The organism is Arcticibacterium sp. (genome assembly GCF_055134445.1).
The window spans coordinates 1-19,484 of the sequence record NZ_JBSRVI010000054.1 but is presented as its reverse complement, the minus strand read 5'-3'; the positions used below and the strand labels follow the sequence as shown (position 1 = coordinate 19,484).

General features: G+C 35.9%; 20 protein-coding genes. All 20 read left to right on the top strand.

The window, feature by feature from the left end; genetic code table 11:
- Positions 1-27 precede the first annotated feature (27 nt).
- A complete protein-coding gene (locus ACTBZY_RS07595) occupies positions 28-666 on the top strand; it encodes a lycopene cyclase domain-containing protein (RefSeq protein ID WP_463025588.1) in 639 nt (212 codons plus the stop codon).
- A complete protein-coding gene (locus ACTBZY_RS07590) occupies positions 656-1,924 on the top strand; it encodes an MFS transporter (RefSeq protein ID WP_463025587.1) in 1,269 nt (422 codons plus the stop codon). The genes ACTBZY_RS07595 and ACTBZY_RS07590 overlap by 11 nt, the downstream gene beginning before the upstream one ends.
- A complete protein-coding gene (locus ACTBZY_RS07585; RefSeq protein WP_463025586.1) occupies positions 1,917-2,480 on the top strand; it encodes an ion channel in 564 nt (187 codons plus the stop codon). The genes ACTBZY_RS07590 and ACTBZY_RS07585 overlap by 8 nt, the downstream gene beginning before the upstream one ends.
- A 27-nt stretch (positions 2,481-2,507) precedes the next feature.
- Positions 2,508-3,530, top strand: coding sequence for a type II glyceraldehyde-3-phosphate dehydrogenase (locus ACTBZY_RS07580; RefSeq protein WP_463025585.1), 1,023 nt, complete (start codon positions 2,508-2,510; stop codon positions 3,528-3,530).
- Complete coding sequence (locus tag ACTBZY_RS07575) at positions 3,527-4,087, top strand: carboxypeptidase-like regulatory domain-containing protein (protein ID WP_463025584.1); 561 nt, start codon at positions 3,527-3,529, stop codon at positions 4,085-4,087. Before ACTBZY_RS07580 ends, ACTBZY_RS07575 begins: the two co-directional genes overlap by 4 nt.
- A gap of 17 nt (positions 4,088-4,104) precedes the next feature.
- Positions 4,105-5,433 carry a dicarboxylate/amino acid:cation symporter gene (locus ACTBZY_RS07570; RefSeq protein WP_463025583.1) on the top strand — a complete coding sequence of 443 codons (1,329 nt, stop codon included), beginning with the start codon at positions 4,105-4,107 and terminating at the stop codon, positions 5,431-5,433.
- Positions 5,430-6,146 (top strand): DUF3347 domain-containing protein, encoded by a 717-nt coding sequence (locus ACTBZY_RS07565; protein ID WP_463025582.1) that lies wholly within the window; start codon positions 5,430-5,432, stop codon positions 6,144-6,146. Before ACTBZY_RS07570 ends, ACTBZY_RS07565 begins: the two co-directional genes overlap by 4 nt.
- 2 nt (positions 6,147-6,148) lie before the next feature.
- A complete protein-coding gene (locus ACTBZY_RS07560) occupies positions 6,149-7,120 on the top strand; it encodes an ATP-dependent 6-phosphofructokinase (protein WP_463045740.1) in 972 nt (323 codons plus the stop codon).
- A gap of 71 nt (positions 7,121-7,191) precedes the next feature.
- A complete protein-coding gene (locus ACTBZY_RS07555; protein WP_463025580.1) occupies positions 7,192-8,025 on the top strand; it encodes a universal stress protein in 834 nt (277 codons plus the stop codon).
- An 8-nt stretch (positions 8,026-8,033) separates the two neighbouring features.
- The gene (locus ACTBZY_RS07550) at positions 8,034-8,252 is read left to right on the top strand and encodes a hypothetical protein (RefSeq protein WP_463025579.1); all 219 of its coding nucleotides are present in this window, start codon (positions 8,034-8,036) and stop codon (positions 8,250-8,252) included.
- Positions 8,253-8,255: 3 nt separating this feature from the next.
- Positions 8,256-9,098, top strand: a complete 843-nt coding sequence (locus ACTBZY_RS07545; protein ID WP_463025578.1) for a restriction endonuclease — start codon at positions 8,256-8,258, stop codon at positions 9,096-9,098.
- 36 nt (positions 9,099-9,134) lie between these two features.
- Positions 9,135-9,383 (top strand): hypothetical protein, encoded by a 249-nt coding sequence (locus ACTBZY_RS07540; RefSeq protein WP_463025577.1) that lies wholly within the window; start codon positions 9,135-9,137, stop codon positions 9,381-9,383.
- A gap of 21 nt (positions 9,384-9,404) precedes the next feature.
- Positions 9,405-10,781, top strand: a complete 1,377-nt coding sequence (locus tag ACTBZY_RS07535) for an MBL fold metallo-hydrolase RNA specificity domain-containing protein (protein ID WP_463025576.1) — start codon at positions 9,405-9,407, stop codon at positions 10,779-10,781.
- Between the two features lie 28 nt (positions 10,782-10,809).
- Positions 10,810-12,312: a thymidine phosphorylase family protein gene (locus tag ACTBZY_RS07530; protein WP_463025575.1), complete on the top strand. Its 1,503-nt coding sequence runs from the start codon at positions 10,810-10,812 to the stop codon at positions 12,310-12,312.
- Between the two features lie 10 nt (positions 12,313-12,322).
- Positions 12,323-13,216: a ribose-phosphate pyrophosphokinase gene (locus ACTBZY_RS07525; RefSeq protein WP_463025574.1), complete on the top strand. Its 894-nt coding sequence runs from the start codon at positions 12,323-12,325 to the stop codon at positions 13,214-13,216.
- Positions 13,217-13,284: 68 nt separating this feature from the next.
- Positions 13,285-13,893 (top strand): hypothetical protein, encoded by a 609-nt coding sequence (locus ACTBZY_RS07520; protein WP_463045739.1) that lies wholly within the window; start codon positions 13,285-13,287, stop codon positions 13,891-13,893.
- 3 nt (positions 13,894-13,896) lie between these two features.
- Positions 13,897-14,631 (top strand): PPK2 family polyphosphate kinase, encoded by a 735-nt coding sequence (locus ACTBZY_RS07515; protein ID WP_463025572.1) that lies wholly within the window; start codon positions 13,897-13,899, stop codon positions 14,629-14,631.
- 12 nt (positions 14,632-14,643) lie between these two features.
- Entirely contained in the window at positions 14,644-16,698 is a 2,055-nt protein-coding gene (locus tag ACTBZY_RS07510; RefSeq protein ID WP_463025571.1) for a copper-translocating P-type ATPase, read from the top strand.
- Between the two features lie 23 nt (positions 16,699-16,721).
- Positions 16,722-17,015, top strand: coding sequence for a heavy metal-binding domain-containing protein (locus ACTBZY_RS07505; RefSeq protein ID WP_463045738.1), 294 nt, complete (start codon positions 16,722-16,724; stop codon positions 17,013-17,015).
- A 268-nt stretch (positions 17,016-17,283) separates the two neighbouring features.
- Positions 17,284-19,484: multicopper oxidase domain-containing protein (locus tag ACTBZY_RS07500; protein ID WP_463045737.1), on the top strand; the 2,201-nt coding region annotated here is incomplete at its 3' end.

Sequence of the window (19,484 nt, the reverse complement as noted above, 5' to 3'; positions counted from 1 at the left end):
CCTGCGTTTAGAAAGGTTATGCTCAAAATGAGCTTAATAACAGCTCCTTTCGGACTTACAGAGCCACTATTTGTGCCGGAATATTGGTTTCCTCCTTCTCTTTTTGACTTGGCAGTAAGAACAGGTTTTGATATTGAAAGTATAATTTTTTCTTTTGCTATCGGCGGTATCGGTTCGGTGCTGTATCAACTTGTTTTTAAACAAACAATTTTAGAAATTGATACTAAGGAGCGGAATCATGCTCGCCACAAGTTGCACCGATTTATTCTTTTTGTGCCACTGGCTATTTTTATTTTATTCGCTTATTTCACCAACCTTAATCACATCTACTGTGGAGTATTGGCTTTGTTTATAGGTGCATTGTTCACCTTATACTGTCGCCCCGACCTTAAAAGTAATATTTGGGTTGGAGGCCTCCTTTTCACTGTTTTGTATTTTATATATTTTGGAAGCATTCTTCCATTTTATCCTAACTATGTTGTGCTTTATTGGAACCTAAATGAGCTGAGTAGTATTTTAATCTTTGGCGTACCACTAGAAGAATTGCTCTTTGCTTTCAGTTTTGGTATGTATTGGTCGAGCCTTTATGAACATTTATATTGGCAAAAATCAATTAAAAATAGTAATCGTCAAATCCTAAGTAAATTAGAGACGAATGAAAACTAATTTATCATCACAAAATTTTCTCTTATTACTTATTTGCCTTTTTGTGGTTATGTTAGGTTATGGAGTATTGTTGCCCGTTCTTCCGTATTTTATTGAACAACTCAACGATTCAACTTTAACTGCCGATCAAGTTGCTTTTCATTTTGGAATACTTACAGCTATTTATCCAATAACTTTGGTTTTTACGGCACCTTTTTGGGGAAATATATCGGATCGGATTGGACCGAGATTTTTAATTTTTCTTGGTTTAGGTGGCTTTGTGTTAATGCAGCTTTTGATTGGATTTAGTACAAGTATTGAAATGCTTTATTTTTCTCGAATTGTAGGCAGTTTACTTTCTTCCTTTTTAGTGCCTGTAGTAATTTCAAACATTAGTGATATTACGGATAAAGCAGATCGTACTAAGGCAATGGCTTGGGCAGGCTCTGCTGTAAGTATTGGAGTCATCATTGGACCTGCCTTAAGTGCTTTATTAATTGAAAGCGATATCCATATTTGGATAAAATCATTCCACCTCAATTTAGATCGGTTTAGTGTACCATTCGTAGTTCTTGCTTTGATAGGCTTGTTTACATTGCTCGTTGCAATTTTCATTTTAAAAACAGATAAAGGATTAACGAAAATAAAGCAGCCACGAAATAAAATGCTTTTCCCTCCCGGCAAATGGGCTCAATATAAAGAGTTGTTATTGCTTTCTTTAATTATTCAGTTCATTATTACGGCTTTTGAAACTGTAATTATATTGCAACTAAAAGGCTCAGTAGAGTTTACGGTTTCCTTCATCGGATTGAGTTTGCTTGTTTGTGGTTTAGTGATGGCTGTTTTTCAACCTATCGTAGCAAAATGGGGGCATTTACTTATTAAAGGGTTCAATAAACAAATAATTGTCGGCTTTTTAGTTTCAGGTGTTGTGCTAACTCTCTTTCTATTTGCTCAAAGCAAATGGTTTATATTATTAGCTATTGGCTTGTTTGGCTTGGGAACTTCTTTTATAGTTCCCAACATACTGGCTCAAGTATCACTAAAAAGCTCAAGCTCTTCAGGATGGGCATTTGGTATGCAATCTTCTTTCGGTGGAATTGGTCAAATGATAGGCCCATTAATTGGCTCAGCAGTATTTGTTTTAAATGGAAATGCTCCTTTCATTTTAATCGGTATTGTTTCCATCCTAACTGCCTTGTTTCTTTTAAAAATGGGACCAAGAAGCAATGCTAAAACTCTAATTAAAGATATAACTAAAAAAATAAGTTTTGAATAATAAACAAGAATCGTCAAGTACATTTTTCATTGGGCTGTTTCAACAAATGAGTCCCTCTTATTTAATTGCATTAGCAATTCCTATCGTGTATATCTACCTTATGCAATTTGCTGACCATGCAGTTTTGTGGACGAGTTACTTAGTTGTTATTATTGCTCTTATCAAAACTTTTTATTTTACCTTTTTTACTTTTAAACAGGTTAATAAATCAATAAAAAAGTGCCATTCATTTACACAGCTGCTGTGGATTTTTGGACTCCTTGTATTCCTGATAATCCTTTCTTACTCGGCAGACTTTACTTGTTTGTACGCAGCTGACTCAAATTCCTTTCAAGGAATAAAAAATTATTCAACCGCAAATTACTTTAATCAACTTTTCGATTTTTTCTACTTCAGTGTAGTCACTTTTGCCTCTATTGGTTACGGAGATATTGTTCCTGTGAGCTTATCTGCAAAGTTAATAGTGATGTTAGAGATCGGTCAGAGTTTCGTTTTAGTTGTTTTTGGATTATCCAACATCAATAATATTCATACCCTAAAAAATGATAAAACTTAAAAATTACATCACTATAAATACAAGAAAATGAATAAAGTTAGAATAGGAATTAATGGATATGGGGTAATCGGCAAACGAGTGGCAGATGCCGTTGCTTTACAAAACGATATGGAATTAATAGGCGTTTGTGATGTGATCTCAGATTGGCGAATAAAGATGGCCGTTGAAAAAGAATATGCTGTTTTCGCTTTTGATGATAACTATAAGAACCAAATGACTGCTGCAGGTATTCCAATAAGAGGAAATTTGGATGATTTAATAGCAAATTCAGATCTTATTGTAGACTGTACTCCAAAAAATGTTGCTGCTAAGAACATAGAGAAATACAAAACAGCAAATCGAAAATTCATTGTTCATGGGGGAGAAAAACATGAAGTAACAGGACATTCTTTTAGTGCAGAGAATAATTATGAATCTGCCATTGGGTTAGATGCTACAAGAGTAGTTTCCTGTAATACAACGTCCATTCTTCGTACGCTAACTGCATTGAAAAAAGCAGGTTTGCTGAAGAAAGCCCGAGGAACCCTTTTACGAAGAGCTACAGACCCATGGGAAAGCCATTTGGGTGGCATCATGAATACCTTAGTTCCCGAGAAGGAAATTCCAAGTCATCAAGGACCTGATGCAAAAACGGTAGATGCTGATTTGGATGTTATTACTACTGCGGTAAAGGTGCCTCAAACACTAAGTCACTTGCATTATTGGAATGTGCAGTTGACCAAAAAAGCCTCCAAAGAAGAAGTACTGGCCGCATTTAAAACCTCTACGAGAATTAAATTAATTAATTACAAAGACGGTTTAACAGCCAATAATACCATTAAGGAATGGATGCTTTCTATAGGCAGACCTTACGGAGATATGTATGAAGTGGCACTTTGGCAAGATATGCTAAAGGTAGTAGATGATGAATTGTTTTACGCTTATGTGGTAGATAACCAGGCTATAGTTATTCCTGAAACGATCGATGCCATAAGAGCATTAACAGGGATTGAAAAGAGTGCAGAAAACTCAATCAAAAAGACTAATGAATCTTTAAATGTATTAAAATGAAAAAAATCGCATACACAGGAATACTCCTATTAAGCCTTTTTCTATTTTCTTCTAGTGAACTAAAGGCTCAGACCTCTATTTATGGAACAAAAATAAGCGGTACTGTCAGTTGCAGTGCCGACTCAATTATGTTGTTGAGTTATGTGAATATTTATAATCTGAGCAGTAAAAAAGGGACTACTACGGATGCTAATGGCTATTTTGAAATTAAAATGAATAAGGAGGATACTATTCTGTTTTCAACCGTTCAGCATCAGGAACACTATTATTATTTAACAGTAGGAGCTGTTCCTGACAAGAAAATAAATATTGAATTACAACAAGATACGGTTTACTTAGAAGTGGTCAACATTATGGGCTATAAATCCTACTCACAGTTTAAAGAAGAATTACTTCAATTGGATCTGTCTGAAAATGATGTTTCTATTGCCTATCCGTTAATTGATAAATATGCTCGTCAATATGCTTCGGGAGATGGAGCTTTTGAGATAAAAGGACCCTTGACCTATTTGAGCAAAAAGATCGGAAAACTAAAAGAAAGAGGTCTGTTTAAATAGACTATTAAATAATAAACATGTTTGACACAGAATTGAAGACTTTAACTTCCTTGAATAGCTACCTGCAAAAAATGGTAGAAGGAAAACTATGGCTAAAAGTAATTATTGCCTTATTCTTAGGCGTTGGTTTGGGTTTATTGTTAAGTCCTCAAAATGGTTGGGTAAACAAAACTACGGCCGATACTTTAGGCAATTGGTTGGCATTGCCCGGTATTCTATTCCTGAAGTTGGTTCAAATGATCATGATCCCACTAATTGTTGCTTCTATAATTATTGGTATTGCGAGCAACGACAAGGAGAATTTGAAAAGATTGGGAGGAGGCGTATTGTTGTATTTTGTTTCAACTACTGTTATTTCTGTATCCATAGGTGTTGTGCTATCCATGCTTTTCAGACCGGGAAGGTTTCTACACGAACAAGCGATTGAAGAACATGAAGCGGCTCTTTCATTAGGAAGTGAAAATGCAGAATTGTCATTTAAATTGAATGATGTTCCCAACATGATCTCTAATCTTCTTCCTGAAAACCCTTTGGCATCTATGGTAAGTGGAGAAATGCTTAGCATTGTGATCTTTACCGTCATTATTGGCATTGCAGTACTTTCTCTTCCAATCAACTTTTTAAGGCCAGTGAAGTTGCTATTAGGGGCAGTTCAAGAAATTTGTATGATCGTAGTTAAATGGGCGATGTTATTGGTTCCTATTGCAGTTTTTGGCTTAATGGCTCAATTAACTTCAAGTGTTGGTCTTAGCTCTCTGGCAGGTTTAGGTTATTATGTACTGGTTGTGCTTCTTGGATTATTAATACTGGTTGGGATTTATTTACTAATTGCCGCCCTCTTAGGTAAAACGAATCCCTTTAGCTTTTTGAAAAAGATCAAAGACGTTCAACTATTGGCATTCTCCACTACAAGTTCAGCAGCAGTAATGCCTTTATCACTAAAAACTGCCGAGAAGGATCTAAAGTTAGATAGGTCCATCAGCAACTTCATTATTCCCATTGGTGCTACAGTAAATATGGATGGAACTGCTCTCTATCAAACCATAACAACTCTGTTTATCGCTCAAGCTTATGGCTTAGAAATGAGCATCCTGAATATTATTGTAATTGTCATAACAATTGTTGCAGCATCTATTGGTACGCCTGCTATTCCTGGAGGTGGTGTTGTTATTCTCGCTTCGGTATTAAGTAGTTCAGGCATTCCTGCCGAAGGCATTATAATCATTATTGGTGTAGAGCGATTATTAGGAATGTTTAGAACAGCGGTAAATGTTACAGGAGACTTAACGGCTTGTGTATTTTTTGATCGGTTCTATGGAAAAAATAATTTAAAGCAATCAATATGAATACATTAAAATCAATTTCGATAATTATTTCCTTCTCTGTTGCACTTCTATTTGGGAGCTGTGGCAACAATAGTAGCAGCGATCATGATAGTGAAAATCATGAAGCGATTGAAGAAGGAATTATGGATATAGGGCATCCTCATGAAAAAAATGAAGATCGTCGAGATGAGGAGAAAGTAGCTGGTAACATGCATGAGCAACATCAATCTCTGAAGGATGAATTTGCACATCAAGATATTCTGCTTTTGGAAGAACCTTATTTACTTGGAGACTCAATAAAGAAAGAATTAGAAGCTGTTATTGAGTCCTATCTTGAACTTAAAAGTGCTTTTTTCGAGTCGGATCTCACAAAAATAAATAGTCTGACAACTCAGATGAAAGAAAAGGTAGAACAGGTGGGTAAACAATCGTTGGCAGCAGAAGGTAAAAAAGCCTGGCAACAACATGATTCTTTATACACCAAGAAGTTGTCGGAGATGCTACATCTTACTGAACTAATAGAGAAACAGTCATATTTCAGCCATATTTCCGAAATAGTTTATTGCACTGTAAAGAGCTTTGATTTAAAAATTAATAAAAGGCTTTATGCTATCTATTGCCCAATGGCATTTGATGGCATAGGTGCCTACTGGATCAGTGACAGCAAAGAGATCAACAACCCATACTTAGGAGAAAAAATGCCAAAATGTGGCGAAATAAAAGAGCAACTGTAATTATGAAGGATAAGTTGAGACATATTGGGGTTTTTACTTCCGGTGGAGATTCTCCCGGAATGAATGCGGCCATTTATGGTATTGCAAAAGCTGCCGATTCTAATGGAATTAAACTAAGTGGTATTCAAAAAGGCTTTGATGGAATGATCAATGGAAATATTGTGCATTTGGTTATAAGTGAATTAGAAAAGAAAGTTCATGTTGGAGGAACGATTCTCAAAACTGCCCGAAGCGAACGCTTTAGAACCATAGAGGGGAGAAAAGCTGCCTTAAAAACACTTGAGGAACATGATATAGGTGCTTTAATAGCTATTGGAGGCGATGGAACATTTAATGGTCTATTGGTCTTTTCTGAAATAAGTGATATTCCTTGTATTGGAATTCCCGGCACTATTGATAATGATTTATCAGGAACAGATTACACTCTTGGGTTTGACACTGCAGTAAACACTGCCATTGGAAATATCGACAAGATTAAGGATACTGCCGAATCGCATGATCGGGTATTTATAATTGAGGTTATGGGAAGGGATTCGGGATACATTGCCATTCATTCAGGGGTTGGTGCTGCTGCCAATGCCATACTAATTCCCGAAAGTCAGACTGATTTTTCTTCTATGATCCAAAAAATAGGTCGCTATGAAGGAGAAGATGCCTTCATTGTAGTGGTTTCTGAAGGCGATGAAATTGGCTCAGAACAAGTGGCGGCAAAAATTAGAGCCATCAATTCAATAGTGGACCTTAGAATTACCAAATTAGGCCATGTACAAAGAGGTGGAAGTCCGTCGGCTTTTGATAGAATGTTAGGCATTAGGTCAGGTGTAGCTGCAATAGATGAACTCTTAAAAGGAGAAAAAAATAAAATGATCGGATTTTTTAATAATCAACTTTTACTAACTCCTTTTGATCAGGTTGTGAAACAACATGGCATTAACCAAGAGTTAGAAAAGCTATTAAAAATGATTAATAATTAAACCCGATAAAAATAAAATGTTGACTTCTTTAAAAAAGGAGAAATAATAGAAATGAGATAAATTTTTAACCTATGAAAAACATATTAGTACCAACCGATTTTTCCGATTGTGCCAAAGTTGCAGAGGAGATTGGATTTGAAATAGCTAAAAAAGCAAATGCTGAGATTCACTTTTTGCATTTACTTGCTACTCCAACTGATTGGGTAAAACTTTCTTTAGAAAAGGAAGAGCTATATCCTGAAACAAAAGCAAAGATTGGAACAGCGAAAAATGAATTGAATGAATTAAAAAAACGAGCAGAAAAAGAAGGAATCGTTTCAAAAGAATTTTTGGTTTTTGACAAAGGAAAGGTGGAGATCATAGACCACATTGAACACCATCAACATGATTTTATAATCATGGGATCTCATGGTGCTCATGGTACAAAAGAAATTCTAGGTTCCAATACTCAAAAAGTAATACGAAATGCTAAAGTCCCTGTTTTAGTTTTAAAAGATGAGCCTGCAAAATTTGAGGTAAATAACATTGTCTTCGCATCTACTTTTCAAGAAGATGTACATCTATCGTTCGAAAAAGTGATTGCATTTGCAGAATTAATGAATGCACAAATTCATTTGCTAAACGTGAATACGCCATTCCACTTTCAAGAAAGTGATGAAGCAGAAGCCAACATGCAAGCTTTCAGGGACAAATGTCCAAGAGATAATTGCACCATCAATACATACAATGCGTTGAATGAAGAAAGGGGGATTCAGAAATTTGCTGACAAAATAAAAGCTGATGTTATTGCTATGACTACTCATGGTAGAAGTGGCTTTATGAAAATGCTCTCCCCAAGCATTACCGAAAGCTTAGTTAATCATTCTTCCTTTCCGATTTTGAGTGTAAATATTCATGTAAAATAACCTTATACATGAAACGATTACAACAGCTTAGTAAAGAAATTAATGAGCTTACTTTAAAGATTGAGCAGGAATACCCCGAACTGTATCGAAATCTGGATGAAAACCCTGTAACTATTGCTCAAAATAACTCAAAGAAACTCACTATCGAAAACTTTTCAGATTACTTGGATAGTTTAAAACAGATATTGAACCATCATATTGAAAGTCATAAAAGTAAAAAAGGATAAACAATGAGTCAAAATATCACAATTACTAAGATGTCAGGCGAAACTGCCTTTTTTGATGAGTCAAAACTCAGGAATTCATTGGAGCGATCAGGAGCTGAAGGTAAAGTAGTGCAAGAAGTTATAGATGGAATAAATGCAATATTATATCAAGGAATGACTACCAAGGAGATATACAGATTAGCGTTTAAAAAGTTAAAAAATAAGTCTAGAACACATGCTTCCAAGTATAAATTGAAGAAGGCCATTATGGAACTGGGCCCTTCCGGTTTTCCATTTGAAAAATTTATTGGAAAAATTTTAGATCATGAAGGTTTTGAAACTCAAGTTGGAGTTATAGTTCAAGGGAAATGTGTACAACATGAAGTTGATGTAATTGCCCAAAAAGACAACAATCATTATATGATTGAATGCAAATTTCATTCTGACCAAAGAAGGTTTTGCAATGTAAAGATCCCACTTTATATCCAATCTAGATTTTTGGATGTAATGGCAAAGTGGGAAAAACAAAAAGGGCATGAAACTAAATTTCATCAAGGATGGGTTGCCACTAATACTCGTTTTACTACTGATGCTATTCAGTATGCAGAGTGTTCCGGTTTAAAGCTATTGAGTTGGGATTATCCGGCAAACAATAGTTTAAAAAGTAGAATTGATAAAGCAGGCTTACATCCTTTAACAGCATTAACAACGCTTACCAAAGCCGAAAAAACAAAATTATTGGATAAAGGTATTGTATTATGCAAAGAACTTCATGAAACTCCCCATATGTTAGAACAAATAGAAGTACCAAAATCAAGACACAAAAAGATTCTCGATGATTCAAAAGAACTATGTAGAATTTATTAAAGAACTAAATCAATTTTTAATCTAAAAATAGAACCATTGGAAACTGATAAACTGAAAAAACAGAACCGCATAGATTTAGAGCCCTTTTACCAAGCATTGGAAGATGACAGAAAGCTACTTGAAGAAGCCTTTGTTATATTACTTGAAATGGTAAATAATGAACCAGAATCCGTAAAGAACTTAGCTAAATTAATTAAAGATGACTATCGCAATTTATATGATGAAATAGCAGATTTGAACGAATCGAAACAAGAAAATGGAAACTCAGCTTCCTGCTGTAGTTGACATTAAATAAATAATATAAAGATGAAAAACAATAAAATAAACATCCACTTTTTGGGAGCGGCAGGAACAGTAACCGGCTCAAAATACTTAGTGGACACAGGAGATAAAAAAATACTGATTGACTGCGGACTTTTTCAAGGTTTAAAAGAATTGCGCCTTAAAAACTGGGAATATCCACCGATTGAAGTTTCGGAAATTGATATTGTATTACTCACACACGGGCATATGGATCACACAGGGTATTTACCACGATTAATAAAACAAGGGTTTAATGGCCCCATATATGGCACTAATCCCACTTTGGACATTGCAAAAATAATTTTGAACGATAGTGCGAAAATTCAAGAACAAGAAGCCGAGCGAGCCAACAAAGAAGGTTATTCTAAACACAGTCCTGCTGAACCATTGTACGATTTAAAAGATGTAGAAAAAACCATTCCACATTTTAGGGGAATTCCTCAAGCACAATGGATACCGTTGTTTAAGGGTATTAGAGCTCGTTTCCAATACAACGGTCATATTCTTGGTGCAACTTTCATCGAGTTGGACGTCCACGGAAAGCGTTTTGTCTTTTCTGGAGATATTGGAAGAACCAATGATTTATTGCTCTTTCCACCTCTAAAACCAAAAAAAGCGGATGTGCTTTTCATAGAATCTACTTATGGAGGAAGATTTCATCCTGACGAAGCGGAAGCACTTCCGCAGATTGAAAAATTGGTTAATGACACTATCAATAGAGGTGGCAGCCTATTCATTCCAAGTTTTTCGGTAGAACGGGCCCAACTAATGATGCTGATTTTTTGGAAATTATTGAAAGAAAAGAAAATCCCAAAAGTACAAATGATAATGGATAGCCCAATGGGGGCGAATGTATTGGAACTTTTCCATCGCACAAGAGATTGGCACAGGTTGGAAGACAATGATTGTGATGAAATGTGTTCACACTTTACGGTCGTAAGCAGCTATCGTGAAACAATGGAATTAAGAACCGATAACAAACCAAAAATCATTATTGCTGGAAGTGGAATGCTTACTGGTGGCAGAATGCTCAACTACCTTGAAACCCAAGCGCAAAACCCGAATAACACTTTGCTCTTTGTGGGTTACCAAGCTGAAGGAACTCGTGGAAGAAAATTATTGGAAGGAGATAAGGAGTTAAAAGTTTATGGCAAATGGGTGCCATTCAGTATGCAGGTCGCAAATATTGAAGGACTTTCCGCACATGCAGACCACGCAGAACTTATGGATTGGATGAGTAAAATAAAAAATAAGCCAGAGCGGATTTTCATTGTACACGGTGAAAAAGAAAGTGCAGAAGCACTAAAGAAAGGCATAAAGGAGACCTATGATTGGGATGCTGAAATCCCACAACTTTATAATATTGAAGAAATAAAATAGTTGCTTGAAACTACAAAAAATTAAAACTATGGAAGAACACTCAAATATCCTAAAATATAAACATCTCGGCATCTATACCCAGAACGAAAACGTAGTTTACATGCGGGAAGATTGTCACGTATGTATTTCCGAGGGTTTTGAAGCACTCACAAGGATAAGGATATCAAAGTCAACCCATTCAATTGTAGCAAGTCTCAACGTTATAAATTCAGATCTACTGTTGCCTAACGAAATCGGTTTATCAGAAGCTGCTGCAAAAAAACTAAATGTTTTTGAAAATGACACCTTATATGTGTCACATTTAGAACCTATTGATTCGTTAAGACACGTCAGAGCGAAAATCTATAATCAAAAATTGGATTATTCAGCGTTTAACGAAATCGTAATGGATATCGTTGAAGGCAACTATTCCAACATCCATCTTTCGGCATTTATTACAGCCTGCGCTGGTAATCGAATGGATATTGAAGAAATATCTGACCTTACTAAAGCAATGATAGCCTCAGGCAAGCAGCTGAACTGGGACAATGAAATCGTAGTTGATAAACATTGCATTGGCGGATTACCTGGGAATAGAACCACCCCATTAGTGGTTGCCATTGTTGCTGCTTATGGACTTACGATGCCAAAAACATCGTCGCGAGCCATCACTTCGCCCGCAGGCACAGCAGATACAATGGAAGTTATGACCAATGTGACGCTTTCCTTAGAAGAAATAAAGACCGTAGTAGAAAAAGAAGGTGGGTGTTTTGTTTGGGGTGGTACTGCACAATTGAGTCCTGCAGATGATGTACTAATCAAGATTGAAAAGGCATTAGATATTGATAGCGAAGGACAGTTAATTGCTTCTGTGCTTTCTAAAAAAGCTGCTGCAGGATCAACCCATGTTGTGATCGATATACCAGTTGGGCCTACTGCCAAAGTGAGGAATATAGAAATGGCCGAAAAGCTAAAAAGCCACATGGAAACAGTTGGCGATGCTGTTGGTTTGAAAGTAAAAGTAGTAATTACCGATGGCAGTCAGCCGGTAGGAGAAGGAATTGGACCTGCTTTGGAAGCTTTTGATATCCTAAGTGTTCTGGAAAATAAAGTATCTGCTCCGCAAGATCTTAAAAATAGAGCCTTGTTTTTAGCGGGAGAATTGTTGGAACTTTCTGGAGAAGTTCAAGTTGGAAAAGGAACTAAGATTGCTAAGCAACTATTAGAATCAGGTAAAGCCATGGAGAAATTTACAGCAATCTGTAAAGCTCAAGGAAGGTTCAATCAGCCTGAATTAGCCCCTTATAAACATGATATAAAAGCAGAGAGGTCTGGAACGCTAAAAGCGATTGATAATCGAAAACTGGCCAAACTAGCCAAGCTTTCAGGAGCTCCACAATCTCCATCAGCAGGCATATTATTTAAAGTACACTTAGGAGATCAGATCAAAGAAGAACAGCTACTCTACACCATTTATGCAGAATCAAAAGGAGAGTTGGATTATGCCTTAGAATACCAGAAAAGACACGATAATATATTGACAATTAACTAAAAGTAATAAAATGAAAATAATACTTTTTGCCTTAGAAGGCAATGAAAAATTAACTCAAAAGTTGGCATCTCATTTAGATGCTGAAATTGGAGAATCCAATTTCAGGAAGTTCCCCGATGGAGAGTCTTACACTCAAATTCTATCAGATGTAAAAGGAAAATGTGTAGTGATCGTTGCTACTCTTCACGAACCTGATTCTAAACTCTTACCACTCTATTTTTTGAGTAATACGGCAAAGTCATTGGGTGCTATGTGTACCTGTTTAGTAGCCCCATATTTGGCCTATATGCGGCAAGACAAGGTTTTTCATGAAGGAGAAGGTATTACTGCAAAATACTTCGGAAAACTCATTTCAGGATTTGCGGATAGCGTTACTACTATAGATCCTCATTTACACAGAATCAGTTCGCTTGGAGAAGTATATCATATACCAAATACGGTAATACATGCTGCGGATGATGTTGCAAAATGGATTAAAGAAAATATACCAAACCCTGTGTTGATAGGACCCGATAGCGAAAGTGAACAATGGGTTTCTAAAGTGGCAAAAACAGCTGAAGCTCCATTTACTGTGCTTCAAAAAATACGACACGGCGACCGTGATGTAGAAGTTTCTGTTCCTAATATAGAGAAATACAAAGATGCTACACCGGTACTGGTAGATGATATTATCTCTACGGCAAGAACCATGATCGAAACTGTGCAACATTTGAAAAATGCAGGAATGAAATCGCCAATTTGTATTGGAATCCATGCAGTCTTTTCAGGAAATGCCTACGAAGACTTATTAGAATCAGGTGTTGAGAGAATTGTAAGTTGCAATACCATTCCTCACACCACGAATGAGATAGATTTAAGCAAAACAATTGCTTCTGAAGTAAAAAAATTAATGCACCATATATGAAGTTGGTAAGTTTCATATTCATATGCTCATTTAGCATTTTGTTATCTTCTGCACAAGAGGGTAAGGAAATGTTGATACTTCAAATGGAAGGAAATAACTACCTAAGAGAAAGCTTTGATAAATCGGGAAATGTCATAAGTAAAGATCTATTGAAGGTTGGTAAAATAAATAGGTTTCAAGATAAATTGTCTGTAAATGTGAAGGTTTACAATTACAGCAAAAGTGGAAATATAGAAGATAGTTCAGAAACCAAATACACCTGTAACCCAAAAGACGAAAAAATATTAATGAATATATTTCCTTTTGCAGCATTTAGTAGTGACAAGATAGTTAAGGTTCAATTAAATAGTAAATTTGGACTGTATCCTAGTCCGATGAAAGTTGACTTAACATTAGATAACATTTCGTTTACTGTTTTGATTGAAGGTGGTGCTCTTGGTTTTTTCGGAACCAATAGTGAAGGGACTATAGCAAATCGTAAAGTTGTGGCTTACAATCCTGATTCCGACACTTACACTTTGACATCTACAATAACAATAAAGTCTTTTCTCTTTGGATTGAATGTTAATACGATAAGTTATGTTCTCAGAGAACAGATCAATCCCAACAAAGGAGTATTGAAACAAGTTTTTAAAGAACCATCGGGAGAATACTTTACAGTTAAACTGAAACAATAAGTTATGGAGAAATTAACTGAAATATCAACTAAGCCACCAAAAGGCTTTACAAAAAAAGAATGTAAGCAACAACTTACTGTTTTTCATAAACAGCTATTTGAATTACAAAATAAGTTCTATGCCGATGGACGTTTTGGATTGCTGATAATTCTACAAGGAATGGATACCTCTGGCAAAGATGGTACAATAAGGCATGTGATGAGTTGTATAAACCCAATGGGACTTCAGGTAAAATCGTTCAAAAAACCTACTGAAGAAGAACAGAAACATGATTTTTTATGGCGGGTATATCCACATATTCCTGCTAAAAGCATGATACAAGTATTCAATCGGTCTTATTATGAAGATATTCTTGTTCCCACAGTGAACAATACCATTGACGAAGAAAGAATTAACCATCGGTATGCACTCATTAATCAAGTAGAAGAACATCTTCTTAAAAACGATATTCATGTGGTCAAGTTTTTCCTTCATATCTCAAAAGAAGAACAAGCAGAACGAATAGAGGAGCGACTTACAGAGCCCCACAAGAGGTGGAAATATGATGAAGAAGATAAAAAGGCGGCAAAAAAATGGAATGATTATAAAAAGGTATATAATCGGATCATTTCAGACTGCACCCATGTTCCTTGGAGCATCATCCCTGCAGATAAACGATGGTATAGAAACTACAAGGTTGCAAAAACCATGGTCGAATATCTCGAAAAATTAAATTTAAAATACCCTCAATCAAAATAAAATACAACTATAATGGAAAAGCATTCACACCAACAGATGAATCACAATAAGGAAGATCATTCTAAAATGAACCATGGTAATGATCACAGTTCTAATCCTTCTCACGGACACATGGGACATGATCATCACAAAATGATGGTAGAGGATTTTAAGAAACGCTTCTGGATATCTACTGTCATTACCATTCCGATCTTGTTTTTTTCGCCAATGATCCAAGGATTTTTTGGTTATGATTTTTTACTTCCCGGCAATCCATATATACTTTTTGCACTTTCCACCTTCATTTACTTCTGGGGGGGATGGCCTTTCCTAAAAGGATTTTACACTGAAATAAAGTCAAAAGGGCCCGGTATGATGACACTCATATCCATGGCAATTAGTGTTGCCTACTTCTATAGTTCTGCTACTGTTTTTGGCTTAGATGGAGAAGATTTTTTCTGGGAATTAAGTACCCTTATTGTAATTATGTTATTGGGTCATTGGTTAGAGATGAAATCGGTATTAGGTGCTTCAAAAGCTCTTCAATTATTGGTAAGTATGTTGCCCTCAGAAGCTCATCGGATTAAAGGGGAAAATATAGAGGAAGTGAAGTTAGAGGACCTGCTTAAAAATGATCTTATACTAATTAAACCTGGAGAAAAAGTTCCTGCAGATGGAATTATTTCAGAAGGCTCAAGTTATTTGAATGAGTCAATGCTTACAGGCGAATCTAAACCGGTAAAAAAAGAAATTCACGATAAGGTTATTGGTGGATCTATTAATGGTAATAGTATCTTAAAAGTTAAGGTAGAGCATACCGGACAAGACAGTTACCTAAACAAGGTAATTAAAATGGTAGACGAGGCACAACGGACAAAGTCTAAGATGCAAAACCTTTCTGATCGTGCAGCCAAATGGCTAACCTACATTGCTCTTGCTATAGGTTTCGGCACACTTGCTGTTTGGTTGATCCTTGGTTTTCCTTTTGTTTATGCCCTAGAGCGAATGGTAACTGTTATGGTTATCGCTTGTCCTCACGCATTAGGGCTTGCCATTCCTTTGGTTGTAGCAATCTCAACTGCAGTATCGGCTCAAAATGGTTTGTTAATTAGGAATAGAACAGCTTTTGAAGAGTCTCGTAAAATCTCCGTCTTGTTATTTGACAAAACGGGTACGTTAACAAAAGGCGATTTTGGAGTTACACGAATTGAATCGATAAATGAAAAATATAGTTCTGAAGAGATTTTAAGACTAGCAAGTTCATTGGAGCAAAGCTCTGAACATCCAATTGCTGTGGGAATTGTAAAAAAAGTAAAAGAGAATAATATCAATATTCCTAAGCTTGAAAATTTCAATGCCATTACAGGTAAAGGAGTAGAAGCTGATGTAGAAGGGAAAAAAATAAAGGTAGTTAGTCCCGGCTTTTTGAGAGATGAAAAAATAACTATTCCAAAAGATGCCTATAGCGATGCTGCTGAAACAGTTGTATTTGTTTTGGTAGATGGTGCACTGGCAGGTTATATTGCCTTGGCTGATGAAATTAGACCTGAATCTGCAGCCGCAATTAAGGTATTTAAAAAGAATAATATAAAAGTATTAATGGCCACAGGTGATAATGAAAAAACTGCAAAAGCAGTAAGTGACAAACTTGGGTTAGATGGCTATTTTGCTGAGGTATTACCTCATCAAAAAGTAGAGATTGTGCAAAAACTTCAAAGCGAAAATGAATTTGTAGCCATGACAGGAGATGGAGTAAATGATGCACCAGCTTTAGCACAAGCAAATGTGGGTATTGCTGTTGGGTCAGGCACTGATGTTGCGGCTGAAACTGCTGATATTATCTTGGTAAATAGCAATCCACAAGATATTGCCAACTTGATTCTATTCGGAAAAGCAACTTATCGAAAAATGATTCAAAACCTCGTTTGGGCTACTGGCTACAATGTAATTGCTATTCCATTAGCTGCAGGAGTTTTCTATTCATCAGGCTTTGTATTAGGACCTGCAATTGGGGCAGTATTTATGAGTTTAAGTACGATTGTTGTAGCTATAAATGCACAATTGTTGAAAAAGCAAATTAAAAATTAGAAATCTTATTAAATTTAAATATTATGAAAAAACCAATTTTAAAAATGACAACTGTTGCAGCTTTTTTATTTGCAACTTCAATAACATTCACTTCCTGTGGTGGAGAAAAACAACATCAAGAGGTAAGCCATGAACATGCTGCAGGCGAAGAGCATAAACAGATGGGAAATGAAGGGGAGCACGACCACGATGAAATGAATCATGAAGCCACTAATGAGATGACACATGCTTGTTCGATGCATCCTGATGTAAAAGGACATAAGGGCGACAAATGCTCTAAATGTGATATGTCACTTGAGGTAATTTCAGTAGAATAAACTTGAAGTGAATGAGAAATTTACATAAGCTAAGTCCTCTAATTATAAAACTATTTATAAAAGAGGCTTTCTTTTTTAATATAGAGGTTTTGGTGTATCAATTACATTAGTGTTAACTCTGTATATCAATTATTGATGTAAATGAAAAAGTTGCATCTTAAAATACTTTACCTATTGTTTTTTCTCAGACTCTCCTTTGTATTGGGCATGGCTATGAAAAAGACGATAGTATAAAACAAGAGACTTCAGAATCTTAAATTCATAAAACATGTTCAAAAGATACCTCAACCTAGTTAGTTTTATAGTGTTTATACCGCTCTTTATTTTTGCGCAGAATGACACTACAACACACCGATTAACCATTAAAAAAGAATTGGTTAACAAAACGGGAAAACCGACAATCGGAATGACCGTTAATGGAACTACTCCCGGCCCAACACTAGAATTTACAGAAGGCGATTATGCCGTGATTTATGTGACCAATGAAATGGATGTGGAAACATCTGTACACTGGCATGGGTTGATTTTACCCAATTTTCAAGATGGAGTTCCATATTTAACTACTCCCCCAATTTTACCTGGTGCAACTTTTAAATATGAATTTCCAATCAAACAAGCAGGTACTTATTGGTACCATTCACACACCATGCTTCAAGAGCAAAGTGGTGTTTTTGGTTCGTTTGTAATCCAACCCAAACAAAAAAGAAATGACTACAATAAAGAATTAGTAGTTGTGCTTTCTGACTGGACCAACCAAAAGCCAATGAATGTACTTCGAAATTTAAAACGAGGAAATGAATGGTACGGAATGAAAAAAGGAACGTCTACTCCACTAGGAATGGTTATAAAAAGAGGTGCTTTGGGAGCTCAACTTAACTTTTGGAAACAGCGTATGGAAGGAGCGGATATAGCCGATATTTATTACCCAGCCTTTTTGAGCAATGGAGAACAAATCAACTCAAACTCTGACTATAAAAGTGGTGAAAAAGTAAGAATGCGAATCATTAACGGTTCAGCTTCTTCACAATTTTGGATGACTTTTGGTGGAAACGATCCAACTATTATTTCTGCTGATGGACTGGATGTAGTTCCTGTGAAACACAACAAAACCTTTATAGCTATTGCTGAAACCTATGATTTTATTATTGAAATCCCAGAAGGCAAAACAATTGAAATGCGGGCAATGGCGCAAGATGGCTCAGGACATAGCTTGACTTATATTGGAAATGGTATAGATACTTTAAAAGCTGAAATATTGCCACCTCCCGATAAAATCATGATGATGCAAAAAATGGCTCAAATGGATATGCGCATGGGTGCTCCTGCTATGAAGTTTATGCCCACCATAGAAAAGCCAAAAGAAATGATGGACAATTGGGGCATGCAAATGCAGAAAATGAATGGAGAAATGAAAGGCATGGATCATTCAAAAATGAATAATGGTGATAAAAAGGAAAAACATAATCATCATAAAATAAAGAATATGAAATTCGACACGTCTATGAAAATGGGCGGTACGGAAATGACTGCTGATACTTTAATGAAGATGAACGATAAAATGCAAATGCCTGCATTGACACCTTCACCAAGCTCAGCAGAGTCCGAAGCTAAAATCGATGGCAAAATTGAAATGAATGCAATGAACATGTATTCTGAGTACAACTACAACTACCTAAAATCTCCTGAGAAATCCGATTTCAACAAAAATAAACCACGAAAAGAAGTGCTTTTAAATTTAACTGGAAATATGTGGCGATACATCTGGAGCATGAATGGGGTTCCGCTTTCTAAAGCAGATAAAATTAAAATTGAGCAGGGTGAAATTGTTAGAATTACATTAAACAATCTAACAATGATGCATCATCCCATGCATTTACATGGTCACTTCTTTAGAGTGATAAATGAAAATGGAGACTATTCTCCCTTAAAACATACTGTTAATGTGGCACCAATGGAAAAGGTGGTTATTGAGTTCGATGCAGTAGAAGATTCGGACTGGTTTTTTCACTGTCATGTTTTATACCATATGATGGCTGGTATGGCTAGAATTTATAGTTATGACACTATTCGCGATCCAAGAATGAAACCTTATCCATTAAAAAAAGTAACGAATGAAGGTAATCATTTTTATTCGTGGGGAACACTGGAAGCAGCTACACACCTGACTGAATTAAATTTAGTTTCTTCCAACACTTATAATCAGATTAACTTGACAGGAGAATATGGTTGGAATGAAAACTTTGAATTTGAATTGTCCTACGAACGCTACCTATACGATTATTTTAGAGTTTTTATAGGATTAAATGCGGAGAATAAATTTGAAAAGAATAATGAGCAAGCAAATACCACAGCAGTAGCTGGAATTCGATTTTTAACACCCTACTTATTTAACCTCGATGTTAGAATTGATAATGAACTAAGACCTGAATTTAGGTTAAGTCGAGAAATTCTTATTTTTCCTCGAACAGC